The sequence below is a fragment of the Corynebacterium sp. MSK008 genome, assembly GCF_030232585.1.
GTDB lineage: Bacteria > Actinomycetota > Actinomycetes > Mycobacteriales > Mycobacteriaceae > Corynebacterium.
On record NZ_JASPJX010000004.1, the window covers coordinates 168407 to 187565 of the forward strand.

Annotated in this window: 17 protein-coding genes; 5 read left to right on the forward strand and 12 right to left on the reverse strand. The window is 62.9% G+C overall.

Going from position 1 to position 19159, the window contains the following annotated elements:
* The coding region (locus QP996_RS04810) for a YPDG domain-containing protein (protein WP_284871503.1) at nucleotides 1–2629 on the reverse strand (2629 nt) is incomplete at its 3' end.
* A 787-nt stretch (nucleotides 2630–3416) separates the two neighbouring features.
* Here QP996_RS04810 and QP996_RS04815 point away from each other — a divergent pair.
* Together QP996_RS04815 and QP996_RS04820 are read left to right on the forward strand one after the other, a co-directional pair.
* On the forward strand, nucleotides 3417–4721 hold the full coding sequence (locus QP996_RS04815) for an AAA family ATPase (RefSeq protein ID WP_284871504.1): 1305 nt from the start codon (nucleotides 3417–3419) through the stop codon (nucleotides 4719–4721).
* A gap of 11 nt (nucleotides 4722–4732) precedes the next feature.
* Nucleotides 4733–5383: a retron system putative HNH endonuclease gene (locus QP996_RS04820; RefSeq protein WP_284871505.1), complete on the forward strand. Its 651-nt coding sequence runs from the start codon at nucleotides 4733–4735 to the stop codon at nucleotides 5381–5383.
* A 9-nt stretch (nucleotides 5384–5392) separates the two neighbouring features.
* Here the strand turns inward: QP996_RS04820 and QP996_RS04825 are convergent, their stop codons facing one another.
* Entirely contained in the window at nucleotides 5393–6682 is a 1290-nt protein-coding gene (locus QP996_RS04825; protein ID WP_284871506.1) for an adenylosuccinate synthase, read from the reverse strand.
* A 52-nt stretch (nucleotides 6683–6734) separates the two neighbouring features.
* On the opposite strand from QP996_RS04825, the gene QP996_RS04830 reads away from it, so the two are divergent.
* Nucleotides 6735–7529: a hypothetical protein gene (locus QP996_RS04830; protein ID WP_284871507.1), complete on the forward strand. Its 795-nt coding sequence runs from the start codon at nucleotides 6735–6737 to the stop codon at nucleotides 7527–7529.
* Between the two features lie 327 nt (nucleotides 7530–7856).
* Nucleotides 7857–8726: a PRC and DUF2382 domain-containing protein gene (locus QP996_RS04835; RefSeq protein WP_284871508.1), complete on the forward strand. Its 870-nt coding sequence runs from the start codon at nucleotides 7857–7859 to the stop codon at nucleotides 8724–8726.
* Nucleotides 8727–8944: 218 nt separating this feature from the next.
* On the opposite strand, the gene QP996_RS04840 is transcribed toward QP996_RS04835, so the two are convergent.
* The 9 genes from QP996_RS04840 to adhP all read right to left on the reverse strand — a co-directional run bounded on the left by QP996_RS04840 (nucleotide 8945) and on the right by adhP (nucleotide 17173).
* The gene (locus tag QP996_RS04840) at nucleotides 8945–10117 is read right to left on the reverse strand and encodes an FUSC family protein (RefSeq protein WP_284871509.1); all 1173 of its coding nucleotides are present in this window, start codon (nucleotides 10115–10117) and stop codon (nucleotides 8945–8947) included.
* A gap of 90 nt (nucleotides 10118–10207) precedes the next feature.
* Nucleotides 10208–11242: a class II fructose-bisphosphate aldolase gene (gene fbaA, locus QP996_RS04845; RefSeq protein ID WP_284871510.1), complete on the reverse strand. Its 1035-nt coding sequence runs from the start codon at nucleotides 11240–11242 to the stop codon at nucleotides 10208–10210.
* Nucleotides 11243–11290: 48 nt separating this feature from the next.
* Nucleotides 11291–12487 (reverse strand): glycoside hydrolase family 76 protein, encoded by a 1197-nt coding sequence (locus QP996_RS04850; RefSeq protein ID WP_284871511.1) that lies wholly within the window; start codon nucleotides 12485–12487, stop codon nucleotides 11291–11293.
* 222 nt (nucleotides 12488–12709) lie between these two features.
* Entirely contained in the window at nucleotides 12710–13381 is a 672-nt protein-coding gene (locus QP996_RS04855; RefSeq protein WP_502870114.1) for a TrmH family RNA methyltransferase, read from the reverse strand.
* Nucleotides 13374–13901, reverse strand: coding sequence for an orotate phosphoribosyltransferase (gene pyrE / locus QP996_RS04860; RefSeq protein WP_284871512.1), 528 nt, complete (start codon nucleotides 13899–13901; stop codon nucleotides 13374–13376). Before pyrE ends, QP996_RS04855 begins: the two co-directional genes overlap by 8 nt.
* A gap of 5 nt (nucleotides 13902–13906) precedes the next feature.
* On the reverse strand, nucleotides 13907–14815 hold the full coding sequence (locus tag QP996_RS04865; RefSeq protein WP_284871513.1) for a TtfA family protein: 909 nt from the start codon (nucleotides 14813–14815) through the stop codon (nucleotides 13907–13909).
* Between the two features lie 29 nt (nucleotides 14816–14844).
* Nucleotides 14845–15687: a sulfurtransferase gene (locus tag QP996_RS04870; protein ID WP_284871514.1), complete on the reverse strand. Its 843-nt coding sequence runs from the start codon at nucleotides 15685–15687 to the stop codon at nucleotides 14845–14847.
* 21 nt (nucleotides 15688–15708) lie between these two features.
* On the reverse strand, nucleotides 15709–16131 hold the full coding sequence (locus QP996_RS04875; RefSeq protein WP_284871515.1) for a DUF4265 domain-containing protein: 423 nt from the start codon (nucleotides 16129–16131) through the stop codon (nucleotides 15709–15711).
* A gap of 10 nt (nucleotides 16132–16141) precedes the next feature.
* Nucleotides 16142–17173, reverse strand: coding sequence for an alcohol dehydrogenase AdhP (gene adhP, locus QP996_RS04880; RefSeq protein ID WP_284871516.1), 1032 nt, complete (start codon nucleotides 17171–17173; stop codon nucleotides 16142–16144).
* Between the two features lie 128 nt (nucleotides 17174–17301).
* Between adhP and panB the strand changes: the two genes are divergently transcribed.
* Nucleotides 17302–18120: a 3-methyl-2-oxobutanoate hydroxymethyltransferase gene (panB, locus tag QP996_RS04885; RefSeq protein WP_284871517.1), complete on the forward strand. Its 819-nt coding sequence runs from the start codon at nucleotides 17302–17304 to the stop codon at nucleotides 18118–18120.
* Nucleotides 18121–18277: 157 nt separating this feature from the next.
* Here the strand turns inward: panB and panC are convergent, their stop codons facing one another.
* Nucleotides 18278–19072, reverse strand: a complete 795-nt coding sequence (gene panC / locus QP996_RS04890) for a pantoate--beta-alanine ligase (RefSeq protein WP_284871518.1) — start codon at nucleotides 19070–19072, stop codon at nucleotides 18278–18280.
* Nucleotides 19073–19159: the final 87 nt, after the last annotated feature.

The window sequence follows — 19159 nt, forward strand, 5'->3', positions numbered from 1 at the left end:
CCTTGTCGGTGAAGGTCGGAGGATCGATCTTGACATCGCTGCCCGGCTTACCAGAACCATCCTCGTAACCAGGCTCGTAGATCGTGTCCTGGTTCGGAACCTTCGGGTTGCTGTCTTCCCCATCCGGGATGCCGTCGTTATCGTCGTCATCGTCCTCGAGATCCGACGTACCGTCACCATCGGTGTCCAGCTTGAAGTTCGCATCCGTCTTATCGGTGGTCTGGTCCGGGTAGGTCACCGTGACAGGAACATCGAACTCCTCAACGGTGTCCTTGTTCAGCTTGGACTCATCCGGGAACGTAACGGTGATCTCACCAGTGTTCTCGTCGATCTTGACGTCGTATCCCTCAGGAGCAGTGAAGCCGTCAGTGATCTTGAACTTCGAACCCTCAGGAGCGGTTACGTCCTTACCGTCCTTGTCAGTAAAGGTCGGCGACGACTTGGTTTCCTCACCCGGAACAACCAGCTTATCCTCATAAGCAGGGTCGAAGATCGTGTTCTGGTTCGGAACCTTCGGGTTGGTGCCGTCTTCTTCTTCCTTCTCGTCCGTGACGCCGTCGTTATCGTCGTCATCGTCCTCGAGATCCGACGTACCGTCACCATCGGTATCCAGCTTGAAGTTCGCATCCGTCTTATCGATGCTGCGATCCGGGTACGTCACCGTCACCGGAACATCGAACTCCTCAACGGTGTCCTCGTTCAGCTTGGACTCATCCGGGAACGTAACGGTGATCTCACCAGTGTTCTCGTCGATCTTGACGTCGTATCCCTCAGGAGCAGTGAAGCCGTCAGTGATCTTGAACTTCGAACCCTCAGGAGCGGTTACGTCCTTACCGTCCTTGTCAGTAAAGGTCGGCGACGACTTGGTCTCCTCACCAGGAACAACCAGCTTGTCCTCGTACGAAGGGTCGTAGTTCCTAGCGTTCGAACCGTCGACTAGCACGATGAACGAGTCAGCCGACAGATCATTCTCACCGTTGGTGACAACAGCCCAGTAGTAGCTGCCGTCGGCCGCATCATCCGGGACATCGAAGGTGGCGCACTCACCCAAATCATCCTTCGTCGTGCCAGAAATCTCACACTTCTTCAGGACCTTGCCCGAACCATCACGCCATTCCAGGACCCCGCCCGTGGCCGGCAAGTCACCCTTCAATTCGACCTCGGCGACATCGCCAGGCATCGCCGGGTTGGCCACATTGTCAAAGTTGGTGATGTCCAACTTCACCGTGTAGTACGGCACAGCAGCAAAGTTCACGTTGTTCATGCGGTTGAACTCAGCGCCGACCAGACCTGCGTTGTTCCGGACCGGCACCGAAGTCGGTGCCCACTGCGGGTTAAACGCCGGGTACTGGAACACCGGCTGGGTGTATCCACCCGTGTACGTCGGGATCTGGTTGCCCGCCGGATCCTCAACCCACATGTACATATTTTCCTGCGGATTCGAACGATCCTCAGAGTACTGATCCTCCGGGAAACGCAGCGTGTAATCACCGTTTTCATCCGTCTTGGCCGAGACAGTGCCAGCCACATACTCCGGGTGCTCAGCCAACATCTGCTTCGTCAAGGCCACGCGCTCTTCCTTGTTCGCCGCCTTGATCGCCTCGTTAGCCTGCTCGCCTTCCGGGGTCAACCACGTTGCATACACCGTGTAGCCTTGCGCCTTCGGATCAAACGCTGGCGACGCACCGGTAAACAGCTGACGCTCATTACCGGTTTCCAGCCACACGTTGCCCGACACCGTTCGCTTCGACGTGCGGTCATAATGTGCACCCGGGTTCGAGATCGGACCGCGATCGTCGACAATCCGCTTGCCCTCCGGTGCCAGCATGTACTTATCCGCCGGAATCTCAAAATTCCACGTAGCAGTGCGCTGCATATTGCCGTTCGTGCCAACCTCGCCCGGGAACTCTCCCATGCCAGAGCCAGAGCCTTTGTCATACGCGCGCGGAATCATGCCCGGAGCAGAACGCAACGGCACCAGTTCGTTACCGTCTTTCGACGTCGCCGCTTCCGTCCACACACGGTACTTCTGGGACGTCAAGGTCCGGAATTCGTGGACCTTGCCCTTCGCATCCGTCCACTGCGGCACTGCAAACGCATACATGCCACGCCCACCAGTACCAGCGGCACCCGGCAGCTCGTGCGTGACAGCCGAATAAATCGGCGAAACGGCACCATCATTGTCCACCCACTGGAAATACACCTTCTGGCCGTCGGGGATGGGTTCAAATGCGTCATACGTCGCTGTAAGCTGACCACCACGAATCGGGTTCACAATCATCGCGCGACCCGACACAACATTCTCTGCCACCGTCGTAGTAGCAGCGAACCTGTTGGCGTTATCGATCTGACCCGAGGCAATCGCGTCAACATCGTAGATATCCATCCCGGCACCGTCAGTCTCACCAGAATCCAACGTCGGCTGCGTCACACCCGGATTGCCATCGCCACCGATATAGACGTGGTTTGGATCAACACCGGCATCCTGCGCGAATGCAACCGGCACAGCCGCCGGGGCATCCTGCTGCGCGAATGCAACCGGCTGCGCAAACGGCGCAACCAACGCAAACGACAGTGCCGCTGCAGCCACGGACGTGCCGCGGCGACGAGCGATGTAGTTCTTCTTCATAAAAGTCCCTTTCGAGGAATCTCTGAAACAACAGAACGCTGATCCCATGACATTTGTATAGCTAGGCAACTGTCTATAAGGGCCAACATGGACAAGCGTACGGACACTCCCAGGGGGTTGCAATGGCGTTGCTATTCATATTTACGCACGCCACGAGGCGAAAGCCGTTGACGAAATTGGCGTACTTCCAGTGCAAAACGGTCAAATGTCCATGATCATCTCTACGTAAAGCCCAGGATCCCAACATGGTCAGTGTCCGAGAAGCACCGTTCTTAACAGACTGCTGAGCGGAAACAGGCGTGCCCACTTCCCCACCTATCCAAACCAGGTGAACGCTGTCCCGCCAGAAGAACCCCAGCTAGAAAGTTCGAAGCACAAAACTTCCTGGAAGGGGCTGTTTAACCACAGGGGCCGTGACCTCTCTTGTCGATACAATAAAACGAGGCGAATCTTAACTTTCCCTAAGAACGTGACGCGGTTCTGCGTTTTTCACACTTATGGGGGTGACCGGAGGGGCGTCGAGAGGCAAAGGCCACGCCCCATGGCGTGCTACTTCCTCCCGGAAGGACCCCTACTTCGCTGCAACCGCATAGACCCTGCGCTATCACAGCTTCCGTGAGCTAATTGCCCGGCGGCGGTGTAACCGGAACGCGAATGCGTCCAACACTGCCTCGACCGTTTACGCTACAGCTGTTCAGCGCTTCTGCGTGGTGTTCCATCGCCTCGCTGGATGTGCACCTGTGATTCAATTGGCCAACGAGATCATGCTGACGGCAAGGAGACCCGAATGAAGCTCAAATCATTGACCATGGTCAATTTTCGTCGCTTCGAAGAGCTCTCAGTCCGTTTCCACCCAAAACTGACCGTGATCGCGGCCAGGAACGGCAAGGGCAAAACCACGGTCCTCGAGGCAGCAGCACTAGCACTCGGGCCCTTTGTCGGTGCGTTCGATGAGAGTCGCGGAGAAAACATCAAACGCACGGATGCACGATTTACGGGTGACGAGACCCAGGGTCAGAACGAGCAAGCGTTTCCAGTCATCCTCGATGCTAGATTCGATGATCCTCGGATTCATTCACTCCGAGAGTTAAGAAGTGGGAAGGGATCCACTACCACTCGGGGTTCCAGGCCACTCGCGGACTACGGCAAACACCTGCAGCATGCCGTACGAAAATACGAAGACGTTGACCTGCCGTTGGTGTGCTACTACAGCTCCAAACGACTCTGGGTGCACCACAACAGCACTTCATCCAAAGCCGTAAGCAAGAGCCGCACCGCTGGCTACACCGACTGCCTGTCTGCGCTTTCCAGCATCAACCAGCTCACACAGTGGGTCCGGAAAGCAGAACTTGTAGATCTGCAACAGCAACAGCGCGCTAAAGGCGGAGTTATAGGACGATCCTCCAACCTTGCGGGCGTATCCCGAGCCGTGGCAAACGTGCTTGCTGACGAAGGGTGGACAGACTTCCACTACAACTTCAATTTGGACTCCCTGGCCATGCACCATCCAGACCACGGAACATTGCCGATCACCATCATGAGCGACGGCATCCGGGCCATGACCTCTCTTTCCGCGGACATCGCGCGACGCGCATGCCAGCTCAACCCACACCACGGTCCCGATGCGCCACGCGTAACCCCCGGCATTGTGCTGATTGACGAAGTCGACCTCCACCTGCATCCCGAATGGCAACAGCGCGTCTTGGGCAGGCTGCAGGAGACGTTTCCCCTTATACAGTTCGTCGTCAGTACGCACAGCCCACAGGTACTAAGCTCCGTCTCCAGCGCGAACATTAGAACGATCGACCGAGAAGGCGAGCACTCATGGAGCGCCGCTTCTCCCGTTGACGAAATCAAGGGGCTCTCCAGCGAAGTAGCCCTCTCGGAAGTAATGGAGGTCAGCCCCACCCCTCCCGTACCGGAAACCAAAATCCTGGACGAATACACCGAACTAATCGAGCAGGGGCTGGCCCAATCCGAACAAGCAAAGAATCTCCGAGCAGTACTGGAAAACACCTACGGAGATACCCACCGCGTCCTTCGAGATGCAGACCGCAGAATACGTTTTCAATCGCTGAAGTCGAGAAGCTAGAGGGGGAGCCCATGCGGCGTTTGGAACGACCAGAGGCACCAAAAATTCTGGAACAGCTAGCGAAACATAGCACCGAATGGGACGCGCTCAGCGCCGAGGATCGAGCGCCAATCCGGAAGGCACTCGATGCAATGTCCGAGCGTGGCAACCGAACCTTTTGCAACTATTGCGAACAGCTAATTGCTCACGCCAAAAAGGGGCATATTGAGCACCTAGCCTCTCGCAGCAAGCACTCAAAATTGATATTCGACTGGCACAACCTCTATCTCAGCTGTAAAGAACCGGAACACTGCGGTGAATTCAAGGATTCGGGCAAAGGGGTCCCATATTCCCCCGACCAACTTGTCCGTCCCGACCAGGAGGACCCTGAAGCCATCTTTCGATTCTTCTCAACTGGGAAGGTGCAACCGCGCCCCGGCCTCGACGAACAAACCCGAGAACGAGCGGAAAAGACCATTGAGGCTTTAAACCTCAATGCGAAAAAACTTGTCAACGCGCGCTCTGCAACAGCGAAACAAGCTGAAGCGGTTATTTTCGAAATCCTTGAAGACCTAGAAACCCTCTCCAACGAAGAACGCGCAGTATTCCTAGAGGATGAGATCCGCTCCTTCGAAGGGTCTCCCTTTCTCACTACCGCGCGTCAGTTCTTCCTCGAAAGTTAGCGCCACTGGCTATCGCTCCATTACGTCGTTGCGCACGATGGTCTGGTCGCGGCCCGGGCCGACGCCGATGTAGGAGATCGGCGCGCCGGAGAGCTCCTCCAGGCGCAGCACGTAGTCCTGGGCCTTCTGTGGCAGGTCATCAAAATTACGGCACTCGGTGATGTCCTCGTCCCAGGCCGGCATGGTTTCGTAGATCGGTTCGGCGTGGTGGAAGTCGGTCTGCGTTAGCGGCATTTCGTCGAAACGCTTGCCGTCCACGTCGTAGGCCACACAGATGGGGATCTCCCCGATGCCGGTGAGCACGTCCAGCTTGGTCAAGAACAAGTCAGTGAAGCCGTTGACGCGGGAGGCGTAGCGCGCGATCACACTGTCATACCAGCCGGTGCGGCGCACACGCCCAGTGTTCACCCCCACCTCGCCGCCGGTGACCTGGAGGAACTCACCCCACTTATCAAACAGCTCCGTGGGGAACGGGCCGGCGCCCACGCGGGTGGTGTACGCCTTAATAATGCCGAGCACCCCGGTGATGCGAGTGGGGCCGATGCCGGAGCCCACACACGCGCCGCCGGCGGTCGGGTTGGAGGAGGTGACAAACGGGTAAGTGCCGTGGTCCACATCCAGCATGGTGGCCTGGCCGCCCTCCATGAGGACGTGCTCGCCACGGTCCAGGGCGTCGTTAAGCACACGCTCCGCATCCACCACCATGGGCGCGAGACGCTCGCCGTAGCGGCCGAAGTAGTCCATCGTCTCCTCCACGGAGATCGCGCGGCGGTTGTACATCTTCACCAGCATCTGGTTCTTCACATCCAGCGCGGACTCGATCTTCTGGCGCAGGATGGACTCGTCGAAGATGTCCTGCACGCGCAGGCCCACGCGTGCAACCTTGTCCGCGTAGGTGGGGCCAATGCCGCGGCCGGTGGTGCCGATGGCGCGTTTGCCCAGGAAGCGCTCCTGCACGCGGTCCAACTGCTGGTGGTACGGCGCCACCATGTGCGCGTTTGCGGATACCTTCAGGCGCGAGGCGTTCGCGCCGCGGGCTTCAAGGCCGTCGATCTCCTCGAACAGTGCCTCCAGGTTCACCACCACGCCGTTGCCCAGGATCGGGGTGGCGTTCTCGCTGAGCACGCCGGCGGGCAACAGCTTCAGCTCGTACTTCTCCCCGCCCACCACAACGGTGTGGCCCGCGTTGTTGCCGCCGTTGGGTTTCACTACGTAATCGACCTTGCCGCCGAGGATGTCGGTCGCTTTGCCTTTGCCCTCGTCGCCCCACTGGGCGCCCACAATGATGATGGCGGACATCGCACACTCCTTATATATGGCGCAATAACGGCCATATTGTAGCGTGAGCGCCATGCGGCTCATCCACTGCGCGTGCAGCGACGCGCCCGTCATCCCCGGCGCCCAGCGCTTCGACCTTCCGCAGCACCCCAGCCAGCGGGACCTGAAGGTTTTGGCGGACATTGCGCGCGAGGTGCTGCCGAAGGACCCCACCCCGTCTCTGGACGAAATCCAAGCCAGCCCCAACGTCTCCCATCTCGGGGAACCGTCGTTCGCGCCGCAGCAGCCGGAAGAGCCGGTGCGCGTGGTGGTCTCCGGCGACGACCGCGCCCTGGGGCTCGTGCTCACCCGCCTGATGCGGGCGGATGTGATGTGGGTGGAGGTCGGTTACGTGCCCGTCGATAGGCAATCGCCCGCAGCTGTGATGTGGGGCGCTGGCGATGTGGCGCTCGCGGTCGAGGGCACGGTGCGGCCGATGCCCTGCGTGCGCACGGATTTCGGCGAGGTGGTCGCGGGGTCCGCCGAGCTTTCTACTGGCGACGGCTCCGCGCCGTACGTGGGCGAGGTCGTGGTGGACTCCGACGTGCTCGTCGGCGGCGGCGAGTACGGCGCGCGGCTCGTACCCACCGTCGATGCGCCCGGTCTGGTCGCGGTGCCGTTTGTCAGCCCGCTCGTGCCCACGCGCCGCTTCCTGCGGCGACAGCCCGTGCGCCGCACCGACGCCTCCCGGGTGCTCGCGGGCCGCGCACTGCAATCAGGGGGCGAGGAAATCGCCGTGCTTATCGACGGCATCCGTCGCCCCCGCCCAGTCTCCCGCGTCACGTTCTACCGCCATCTGCGCGACATCCAGAGCGTCCGCGAGGGCTAAATTCCAGAACGTGATTTATCTCACAGTGGGATTTTTGTGGCGATTGGTTAGCGTTTCGTTACCTCGCCGGTACTGAGCCTTGTTGTGGGCTTTGACGGTTTGCGTGGCGTCGATAGGCAAAAATGCACGTCAGGGGGCTGTGACGAGGACTACATGAACTCGACGGGTTTGTCGCTCGAACTTTCGTTCTAGAGGGCGGTTTTGGACGGTCGTCCAAACGCGGCACGGGGGACTCCCCTACATTCGGATTTGTTCCCGCAAGGACCGATTACACGGAAACCGCGGTAGCAAAACAAATTTACTAGCCAAAACCTTGAAGGAGAAATCATGGCTGACTTCAACCGCATCGAGGACCTCGCAAACGCAACCGCATACGACGTCGACGGCGACAAGGTTGGCGGCGTCAAGGACGTTTACGTCAACGACACCACCGGCCAGCCGGACTTCGTTTCCGTCAACCACGGCCTCTTCGGTGGCGGCGACTCCATCGTCCCGCTGCGCGGCCACACCCTGCGCGACGGCGAGCTGCACCTCGCATTCCCGAAGGAGCGCATCGAGGACGCACCGGACCTGGACGAGAACGGCCACCTCACCACCGAGGACCAGGACGCGTTCTACCGCCACTACGGCCTGGAGAACACCCAGGACGTGACCACCTACGAGACGGACAACCGCTTCGCACAGGCTGGTGCCGCTGGCGCTGCCGGTGCAGGCGCTGGTTACGCTGCTGGCGAGCGCAACGTCGAGACCGACGCTGAGCGCCGCGATGTCGTTGACGCTGACCGTCGCGACGTTGCAAACAACGACGAGATCGTCCGCTCCGAGGAGCAGCTGAACGTCTCCAAGGACCGCGTTGAGACCGGCGAGGTTCGTCTGCGCAAGTACGTGGTCAACGAGACCGAGACCGTCGAGGTTCCGGTTGAGCGCGAAGAGGTCCGCGTTGTCCGCGAGCCGATCACCGACGCTGACCGCGCTAACTACGACGGCAACATCGGCGAGCAGGAAGCTTCCGTCACCCTCTCCGAGGACCGCGTGAACGTGTCCAAGGAGTCCGTCCCGGTGGAGAAGGTTTCCCTGGAGAAGGACACCGTCCGCGACACCGAGCGCGTCTCCGAGGACGTCCGCAAGGAGCGCTTCGAGACCGACGGCGTTGTCGAGGGCGACGTCAAGGGCGACATCGACACCAACAAGCGCTAAACACTAAGCGCTAGACGCCTTAAACCCCGGCTGGGATTTCCCAGCCGGGGTTTTCGCTGTGCGCGAGGGCGGGGGTGGGCGAGGCAGCCACCACACCCAGACCGCCCCCTTTCACCGCGGATCCAGCTAGTAGGACCCAGCTATCTCGCTCTGAGAGGCGATTAGCTGGATCCTTGTAGCTGGATCCGCGGAAGACGGGGCGGGGAGACCCGAGCGCCCTAGTCGAAGTCGAACGTTTCCGGCTCCACCTTCGGCGTCTTCGAGGTGGGTGCGAGGGCCGCGAGCGCCGATTCGTGGGACATGCCGCACACCATTAGCAGGTCCACGATTAGCGAGCGAGTCTGCGCCAGGATCGCGTACGCGGACAGCACCCCGTCTTCCGGGATAACGTCCATACCCGCCTCCTGCGCGGCCTGGCGCAGTTCGTTGACGCACTGCGGAATGACGGTGGCTTGGGCAACGCGTGAATTGACGTCGTAGACCTCGGAAAGCTCCAGACACACCTGGGAAAGGGTGTCCAGGAGTTGGATTTGGGCGGGGGTGGCGGAATCGTTGTCGTCGGCAAGCACACGCGCCCGGCGTGCAAGCACTCGCGCCGTACGCACCGCATTATCGACGGGCGGGATCACGCGGGCGAGCGAGTTAATGTAGCGGCGCGTACCCCACAAGAACGGCGAGACACGCGACGTTTCCTGCCCGGCCTTCACCGCAGAGGCGAGGTCATCGATGCCGGTTTGGGAACCGCGGATGAGCTCGAGCGCCTCGTCGATGACGTCGGGGTTGTTGTCGCGCAGGCCGTCCGAGACATCGTCGAGCACCGACGACATAATTCCCAGCACCTTCGACACCTCGGCGCGCGCCGACTGCATCGGCGCCTGCGGAATCAGCGCAATCGTGACCATCGCGACCAGGCAGCCGATAATCGCGTCCACGGTGCGGTCCAGGCCAGTGACCTCCGCGCCCGGCGGCATGATTGTGGCGATCAGGATCGCGCCGATCGCGGCCTGGTTGTTCACAAGGACTGAGCTAGAGAAGAACGACGCGATCAGCAGTGAACCGGCGACGATGACCGCGATCTGCCAGCCACCGTCGCCGAGCCGGTAGAAGATGAGGTCTCCAACCAGGACACCGAGAATGCAGCCAACAGCCATATCCACGGACTTAGAAACACGGTCTCCGCCCGTCATGCCGATAATGATGACCGTCGAGATCGGGGCGAAAAACGGGCGCGGGTGGCCGGCGACGTCACGGGCCAAGAAGTACGCGAGGCCGGCCGCTAAACCGATCTGCAGGATCGGGAGCAGACGCTTGCGCACACGTTTCAGGCGCGCCTGCAACGATTTGTCCACCAGCTGGAGACGCTCGCGCGTACTCATCCTCTGCTTCGCCATGGTTAGACAGTTTAGGCGGGAAGGCAAACAGAACCGGGGCAAAAGGAAAACCTCCGGGGAGGGCCGGAGGTTTCGTCGAGAAGCAAATGCTTACTTGGACACAGACTTGCCCACGGAGTGCAGATCCTGGCACGCCTCGATGACGCGCTCGGACATGGCCTGCTCGGCCTGCTTCAGGTACGAGCGCGGATCGTAGGTCTTCTTGTTGCCCACCTCGCCGTCGATCTTGAGCACACCGTCGTAGTTGGAGAACATGTGGGCCGCGACCGGGCGGGTGAACGCGTACTGGGTGTCGGTGTCCACGTTCATCTTGATCACGCCGTAGCGCAGGGACTCCTCGATCTTCTCCTTCTCAGAGCCGGAGCCGCCGTGGAAGACGAAGTCGAACGGCTGGGCGCCCTCGTCCAGGCCGAGCTTGCGGGCGGCGACCTTCTGGCCCATGTCCAGGACCTCCGGGCGCAGCTTCACGTTGCCCGGCTTGTACACGCCGTGGACGTTACCGAAGGTGGCGGCCAGCAGGTAGCGGCCGTTCTCCCCGGTGCCCAGCGCGTCGACGGTCTTTTCAAAGTCGGCCTCGTTGGTGTACAGGTTCGCGCCGGCCTTCGCCTCAACGCCGTCCTCCTCGCCGCCGACAACGCCGATTTCCACCTCGAGGATGATGTTCGCCGCGCGGGCCTTGGCCAGCAGCTCCTGAGCGATCTCCAGGTTCTCGTCGATCGGCACCGCGGAGCCGTCCCACATGTGGGACTGGAACAGCGGCAGCTCGCCGGCGTCCACGCGCTCCTGGGAGATGGCGATGAGCGGACGAACGTAATCGTCCAGCACTTCCTTCTGGCAGTGGTCCGTGTGCAGCGCGATGTTGACGTCGTAGTACTCCGCCACCTCGTGCGCGAACGCCGCCAGCGCCTTTGCGCCCGCAACCTTGTTCTTCACGCCCAGGCCGGAGCCGAACTCAGCGCCGCCGAGGGAGAACTGGATGATGCCGTCAGACTCCGCCTCGGCAAAACCCTTGATCGCCGCGTTGATGGTCTCCGACGAAGTGCAGTTAATCGCCGGGAACGCGAAGCCGCCCTTCTTGGCGGTGTCCAGCATCTGGTTGTAGACCTCGGGGGTTGCGATAGGCATGGGAATCCTCCTGCTAGGGGTTGCAGTTACGCCCCCAGTATGCCCCTTTTACGGCTGCGCTGCAGCCACCCTCGCCGCCGCCTCCAGCAGCATCCAGCCGGACAGCTGGACGGACAGGTCGCGCTCGTCGATACGCACGAGCCCCACCGCCTCGCTTATCGACGAAGGCCCAAGCCCGTAGTTGTGCGGCAACTTCGCATCCTGCGTCCACTCCGCGGCAAAAACCGGCAGGCCGTCGACCTCCAGGCGGTGCGACCAGAGCGACTCCGCCGACTGCATGACCAGCCGCGCCGCGATCTTGCGCGTGGCGATATTCTCCTTCGAATCCTCCGGCAACCGCAGCGCCACCTCCGCCAGATAGCGCGCGAGGATGCCCTTGAACAGGCCGCCGTCGCCCTCCCCGGACTCCTCCGGCGGGCTCAGCAGCACGCCCTGCGGGGTGGCCAAGTGCAGCGTAATGGCCTGCACGATCGCGCGGATATGGGTGATGTAGAACATCGACGCGTCCGCACGCTCCGAGTAGACGAAGGAATCGATCTGCTCGTCGTGCGCCAGGCCCACGTCCTCACGCAGCGCGAGTGCGATCTCAAGGCTCGCGCCGAGTGCGGTGCCCTGGTTGTAGGTGTACACCTTATCGACGACCTCCGGTCCGCTCATGCGCATCCGGATGCCGTCGTCAAGCAGACCGTCCTCACGCACCAGATTGTCAAAGATCCAGTCCACAATCTCGCGCGCCTTATCCAGGCGGCCGGTGCGGGCGAACAGCAGCGCAGCGGTGGCGTTCGACGGCACGTTGTAGAACGTCTCTCCGCTCCGCCAGGGCAGCACACCCGTGACCGGATCGATGCCAGCGAGCAGGTCAAACTCCAAGTCGTCCAAATGGCGGTTGCGCTTGATCCCGCCGATCTGGGTCGCCCGGTTCCACGCCAGGGCCAGCCACGCTTTGTCGTCGTAGTGCACGTTAGTGAGCAGCTTGCCCCGGTTGCGGCGCTGCACCCCGCGCAACGTGTCCGCGATCCGGCGGCGGCGCGATTTTGTCTCCCGGCGGGCTGCGGCGTCGACCTGGCAGTCCAGGTACTGCGCCTGCCACCAGTAATGCCAGTGCCAGAAAGAGCGATCCTTCGGACCCGGCGGCCACGCCACCACCGCTAGATTCGTCTTGGGCAGGCCCCAGAGCTTTTGCGCGTGGCGTTCATTTACGGCAGATTCAGCCAGGTCAGCGCGGTGCGCCCACGTTTCCGGCACAGGGGACTCCTCAGGTTCAAACGGTTCGTACCTATATTGCCAGAAGCGTTGGTTTCGTTTCACCGGTTCCGGCGGGTTTTAGGGGGTGGCGGCCGCCTACCTAAACGAAACATGCAAAAGTTGACATTTGGGACGGTCGTTCAATTTTAAACGTGCAGGTCAGAATCTTATCAGTTTTGACGCATGTAAAGTTTTACAAAACCGGGGCGGGAAGGGGCACCGCTACCACGCCTGGGAGAGGTCCGCGTGCTGACGGATCCAGGCGTGCATGGCGATGCCGGCCGCCACGCCGGCATTGATGGAGCGGGTGGAGCCGAACTGGGCGATCGAGCAGGTCATCACCGACGCCTTTTGGGCTGCCTCGGTCACTCCCGGGCCCTCCTGGCCGAACAACAGGACGCACTCGCGAGGCAGCTCGGCGGTCTCGAGCGGAACGGAGCCAGGGGTGTTGTCGATGGCGACCACCGGGATGTCCTCCGCGGCGGCCCACTCCATGAGGCCGGCAACCGTTTCGTGGTGGCGGATGTGCTGGTAGCGGTCCGTGACCATCGCGCCGCGCCGGTTCCACCGTTTCCGCCCGACGATGTGCACCTCGCGGGCCAAAAACGCGTTGGCGGTGCGCACCACGGTGCCGATGTTCATGTCGTTTTCGAAGTTCTCGATGGCCACGTGGAACGGGTGCCGGCGCTGGTCAAGGTCGGCGACAACCGCGTCCAGCGACCAGTAGCGGTACGCGTCGACGACGTTGCGGCGGTCGCCGTCGCGGAGAAACTCCGGGTCCAGGCGGGGGTCGTCGGGCCACTCCCCTTCCCAGGGGCCGACGCCGTGGCGGCCCTCGTTCCATTCAGTGGGGCCGCGGAGCTCCCCATTAGACGAGTCAGACAAGTTAGGCAAGGCCCAGGTCTTCGAGTCCGAGGAGGAAACGGTACTCCAGGCCGGCGTCGCGAAGCACCTGGTCAGCACCGGTTGCACGGTCGACGACGGTGGCCACGGCGACCACCTCAGCGCCCTCCTCGCGACAGGCCTCGACGGCGGTGAGCGGGGAGTTGCCGGTGGTGGTCGTGTCCTCGACCACCAGCACGCGCTTGCCTTTGATAGCCGGGCCCTCGATGCGGCGCTGCATGCCGTGCTTCTTGGCCTCCTTGCGCACCACAAAGGAATCGATCGGGCGGCCGGGGGCGTGCATGACGGCGGTGGCGACCGGGTCGGCGCCCAGGGTGAGGCCGCCGACGGCGTCGAAGTGCAGGTCGTCGGTGAGCTCGCGCAGCAGCTTGCCGATCAGCGGGCTGGCCTCGTGGTGCAGCGTCGCGCGGCGCAGATCCACGTAGTAGTCCGCCTCCTTGCCCGAGGACAAGGTCACCTTGCCGTGCACCACTGCCAGCTCTTTGACCAGCTCAGCGAGTTTTTCCTTCATCGTTTCTACTCCTTGTCGTCGAAAATTGAGCTCGGGCCCTGCATGCGGCGCACCCGGGTTAAGTCCACCACGCGGCGCTCGTCGCCGGCGATGGCTTCCACGTCATCGCCGCCGATGGTGTGGTCGGCCACCTCGCCGCGTTCGCCGCCGGTGGTGCGGGTGGGCAGCTCCACGGGGTCCTCGGGGCGCTGCATCACCGGCTCGTCCTCCGCCTCAGGTACGACCGCGGGGGCCTGGCCTGGGATGTCGCGGGTGGGGAATGGGAGGGTGAGCGGAGCGTCGTCGAGAGGCGGGAGCGTCCGGGCCGCATCCGCGAGCAGCGCCAGCGGCGCCAGCGTGGCGTCCCAGTCCTGCGGGGTGGCGTCGCGGCCCAGCTGCGCAATCGCCCACGCGCCCTCGAACCAGACGGCCTGCACGGCTGCAGGTAAACGTTCGAGTGCGGTGAGCACTCGCCTATCGACGAACCTCCGGCCCGCCCCCGCCTGCGTCGCAAAACACGTGAACCCGTGGTGCGTGTCCAGCTCCACCAGGTCGTCGGAGCCTTCCGCCGCGAAGTCCGTGCGGCGGAAATCCACCACCGCGCTTGATTCGGCGCCGGTGCCCATGGCGATGACAGTGGCCTCGCCCAGGTCAGCCACGTGCGCGTCGTGCCCGTAGGCACTGCCTGTGGCCACGTTGCGGGCGGACGCTCCCCCGGCGGCGGCGCCGCGCGACCACTCGCTGGCCAGCATGTCGTCGCTGGACGCGAACGCGTAGCCGTGCTCGCGGGCCCAGGAGCGGCGGGTGCGCTTGCTGGGCTTGGCCGGTTTAGCGGACTTTTCGGGTTGTGTGCTGCGCTCGCGGGCGTCGGATGCGAACAGCGCCGCGGCGGCAAGCAGCGCCGCGAGTGCGAGAACAAACAGCAGGATGACCATCGCGGCCTATGCTACCGCGCGGCCCGACACTAAATGTCCGTCGCCACCGGGTTGTCGCGGTTCGCGCTCCACTGGGACCACCCGCCCACGTAATGCGTGAGCAGCGGCAGGCCGGCGTGCTCCATCGCGGCCAACAGCAGGGCGGAGTGGTTGCCGGAGCCGGAGTAGGTGATCACGCTGGCCGGGTCCGTGTTTTGGGTAACCCCCAGCTGGGAGAAGCGGTCGCGGATCTCGTCGGTGCCCTTCACCTTGTGGGTTTCCGGGTCGAACAGGTCGTTCACCGGCAGGTTCCGGGCACTGGGGATGTGCCCGGCGCGCAGATCCAGGATCTCGCGGCGGCCCTGGAAACGGCGGGCCCCTCTGGCGTCGATAAGCAATCCCTCGAATGCCCTGACGTCCTCCATGGTTGCGGACGGCAAGCTGCCTTCGGTGAGCTCGACGTCGCGTGGGACGACGATACCACCCGGGCCCGCGACCGTGGGGAAGCCTTCGCCATCCCAGGTGGCGAAGCCACCGTCGAGGATGTGCACGTCCTCGACCCCAGCCCAGCGCAGGATCCACCACGCGCGGGCGGCGAACAGGCCGTTGCCGCCGTCGTAGATGAACACCGGGCGGCCGTCCTCAATGCCCCAGCCCGCCGCGGCTTTGCGCACCACGTCGATGCTGGGCAGCGGGTTGCGGCCCACAGTGCGGCCGGGCATGCCGGCGAGCTGCACCGACGGGTCGCAGTACAGCGCCGTCGGGATGTGCTCCGATTGAAATTTGGACCACGCTTTGCCCTCTTTCGGCTCCCACAGCGCGGCGATGATGGTCTGTTTTTGGCCAGTCTGGATTCGCTCGTTGAGTTCAGCGGCGGAGACAAAGACGCTCATGGCCGCAAGTGTAACGGTGATTTACGCCATGTACCCGGGAGCGAGCTGGATTGTGCCCTGCTCCTCCAGGCCGCTGAGCCACTCCGTGATCCCCTCACGCGGGCAATCCGCGCCTATGCTGGCCGCGAGCATGCCGCCCGGGCCGAGCTCAACCCGGCACCCGAACGCCAAAAGCGTCCCGGCGATCTCGTCCGGGTCCAGGCCCTCCGGGTCCTCCGGCAGCACACGCACCGTCGACGCGCCGCCGCGCACCACCACGCGATCCACGTGGAACGCCCCACCGACCGTCACGCACTCCACGATGTCGCCCATCGCGAGCGCCGTATCGACGAACGGCACGCTCGCCACCACAAAATGATTCTGCCCAATTTGGTGCGCCTGCAGCTGCTCGCTCTCAACGCCCGGGATTGCAACGCGGGTGAGGATCGTGGTGGTTGCCTGCATGCACGGCAGTCTAGTACTTGATCGACATACGGCCAGCAATCTTGCCGTTGCGCATGTTCTCAAACACCTCGTTGACATCATCCAGCTCACAAGCGGTCACGTGCGGCTTGACCTCGCCGCGCGCGTAGAAGTCCAGCGCTTCCGCCATATCCTGGCGGGTGCCCACCAGGGAGCCGCGGATGGTGATGCCGCGGAGGACAATGTCGAAAATCGGCGCGGGGAACTCCCCCGGCGGCAGACCGTTGAAGACGATGGAGCCGTTGGAGCGGCACATCGCAATCGCCTGCCCGAACGCGTCCGGGTGCACTGCGGTGACCAGCACGCCGTGGGCGCCGCCCTCGGTGTACTCCTGCACCGCCTCACCGGGGTCCGTGGTCTTGGCATTCACCGCAAATTCTGCGCCCAGGTTCTTGGCCAGCTCAAGCTTGTCGTCCGCAATATCTACAGCGATGACGCGCATGCCCATTGCCACGCCGTACTGCACCGCCAGGTGACCCAGACCGCCGACACCGGAGATCACCATGAACTGACCCGGCTTAGTCTCAGCTTCCTTCAATCCCTTATAGACGGTCACGCCAGCGCACAAGATCGGTGCAGCCTCAACCGGGTCCGCCCCTTCTGGGATGCGCGGCGCGTAGCGGGTGTCCACCAGCATGTACTCACCGAAAGAGCCGTTCTGGGTGTAGCCACCGTATTCTGCCTGCTTACAATACGTCTCCCGGCCGGTGCGACAGAACTCGCACTCGCCACACGCAGACCACAGCCAGGCATTGCCAACCATGTCGCCCACCTTCACCGAATGCTCACCCGGGCCCAGCTCTACAACCTCGCCCACTCCCTCGTGCCCCGGCACGAATGGCGGCTGCGGTTTGACGGGCCAATCCCCTTCAACCGCGTGGAGGTCGGTGTGACAGATCCCGGAAGCGTGAAGTTTCACCAGTGCTTGAAACGGGCCCGGCTTAGGCAAATCGATCTCTTTGACATTGACGCTGGGACCGAACTGTTCAGCCACTGCCGCGCGCATTGCTGTTGGGGTGGACATGGGAACTCCTTTCCGACGAAATGCAGTTACAAGTCATATGGTACAGATCACATCGAACTGCGAATGGAGCCGCAGATAACATTTTGGTATTTGGCCGGGCTATAGAAGTGTCGGCCTAGACTGCATGCGTGACTGGATACTTAGCCCCCACCAAGAAAGTGCGCGTCGCGGACTTCGCGCGCAAGAAAGCCGCCGGCGATAAGTGGGCGATGCTCACCGCGTACGATTACGCGACCGCCAGAGTCTTCGCCGAAGCCGGCATCGAGTGTCTCCTGGTCGGCGACTCCGCGGCCAACGTGGTCTACGGCTACGACACCACCAACCAGGTCTCCGTGGACGAGATGGCGTTCCTCGGCGCGGCCGTCGTGCGCGGCGCAGGGAATGCACTGGTGATCATGGATCTGCCGTTCGGCAGCTACGAGGCTAGCGACGAGCAATGCGTCCGCACCGCCACCCACCTGATCAGCCGCACCGGCGCCCACATGGTGAAGCTGGAAGGCGGCGTGCGGATCGCCCCGCGCATCCGGGCGCTGAAAAACGCAGGTCTTGCGGTGTGCGCCCACGTGGGGTTCACCCCGCAGTCCGTGGACAACTTAAGCGGGTTCAAGGTCCAAGGCCGCGACGCCGGGGCGGAGCAGTTGCGTGACGACGTCCACGCGGTCGTTCAAGCCGGCGCCGACATGGTGGTCTTCGAAATGGTGCCCGCACAGTTGGCGGCGGAGCTTACAGCTTCGTGCCCGGTCCCGACCGTCGGCATCGGCGCGGGTGCAGGCACCGATGCCCAGGTGCTGGTCTGGCACGACATGGCGGACGTGCCGGCGGGTGACCACCGCGCGAAGTTCGTGCGTTGTTTCGGAACCGTCGGCGCGGACCTGGCCGCCGCGGCAGCGGACTACAAGCGCGCCGTGCACACCGGTGAGTTCCCGGGGCCGGAGCACACGTTCTAGGCGGGTGCGCGGGTTGTCGGCGCTCGTTTGCACAGACCCTGGGAGGCTTACCCTGGGTTCGCGCAAAAATCGGCCATTCCCAGGCTAAGGCTCCCAGGGTTTGCGGATCGAGGCGGGCGGAAGTGGCGCGAGGCATGCAGCGGGACCGCGCCCGGCGCTAGAGCTCGACCGGGGCGTTGTCGAGCAGCCTCGTCGATCCGACCTTCGCCGCCACGAGCAGGCGCGCTGGACCCGTGTACCCCTCTGGCAGTTCGGACATATCGGGGGCGGTGGCGACGAGGTAGTCGAGGTGGAGGCCTTTGGTGGCGTCGAGAAGCGAGCGCGCTTCGGCGAGGCTGCCGGTGGCCAGCGCCCGCGGGATGGCAAGGGCAACCTCGCGCTCCTCGACGGAGAGGTAGCGGTTGCGCGAAGACAGCGCGAGGCCGTCGGTGTCGCGCACGATCGGACAGCCGTGGATACGCACGGGAAGGTGCAGGTCATCCACCATCTGATGGATCAGCGCGAGCTGCTGGTAGTCCTTTTCGCCGAAAAACGCGTCCGTGGCGCGGGTCAGAGCGAACAGCTTCGCCACCACCGTGAGCACGCCCGCAAAATGCGTCGGCCGGGTTGCGCCCTCCAGCACCGCGCCAAGCGGGCCCGGCTGGATCGTGGTGCGCGGGCCGTGCGGGTACATCGTCTCCGCCGCCGGGGCGAAAACAGCGTCGACGCCTTCCGCCTCAAGCTTTTCGACGTCATCCGCCAACGTCCGCGGATACTTCTCCAAATCTTCCCCCGGCGCGAACTGCAGCGGGTTGACGAAGATGCTCACCACCACTGGGTTGCCCAGCGCCTTGGCGGCGCGGACGAGGGCGAGGTGGCCGTTATGCAGCGCGCCCATTGTGGGAACGAGGGAGACGGGGCCGTCCGGAAGCGCTCTGTCCAGCGCTTCCGGGGTGTGCATGAGTTGAGTCATGCACCCATTATCTACCTCTGCATATCCGCTCAAACGAATAGAGGACCCTGCAAGCATTCAATCTGCTTCAACAGAGTCCTCACCGCC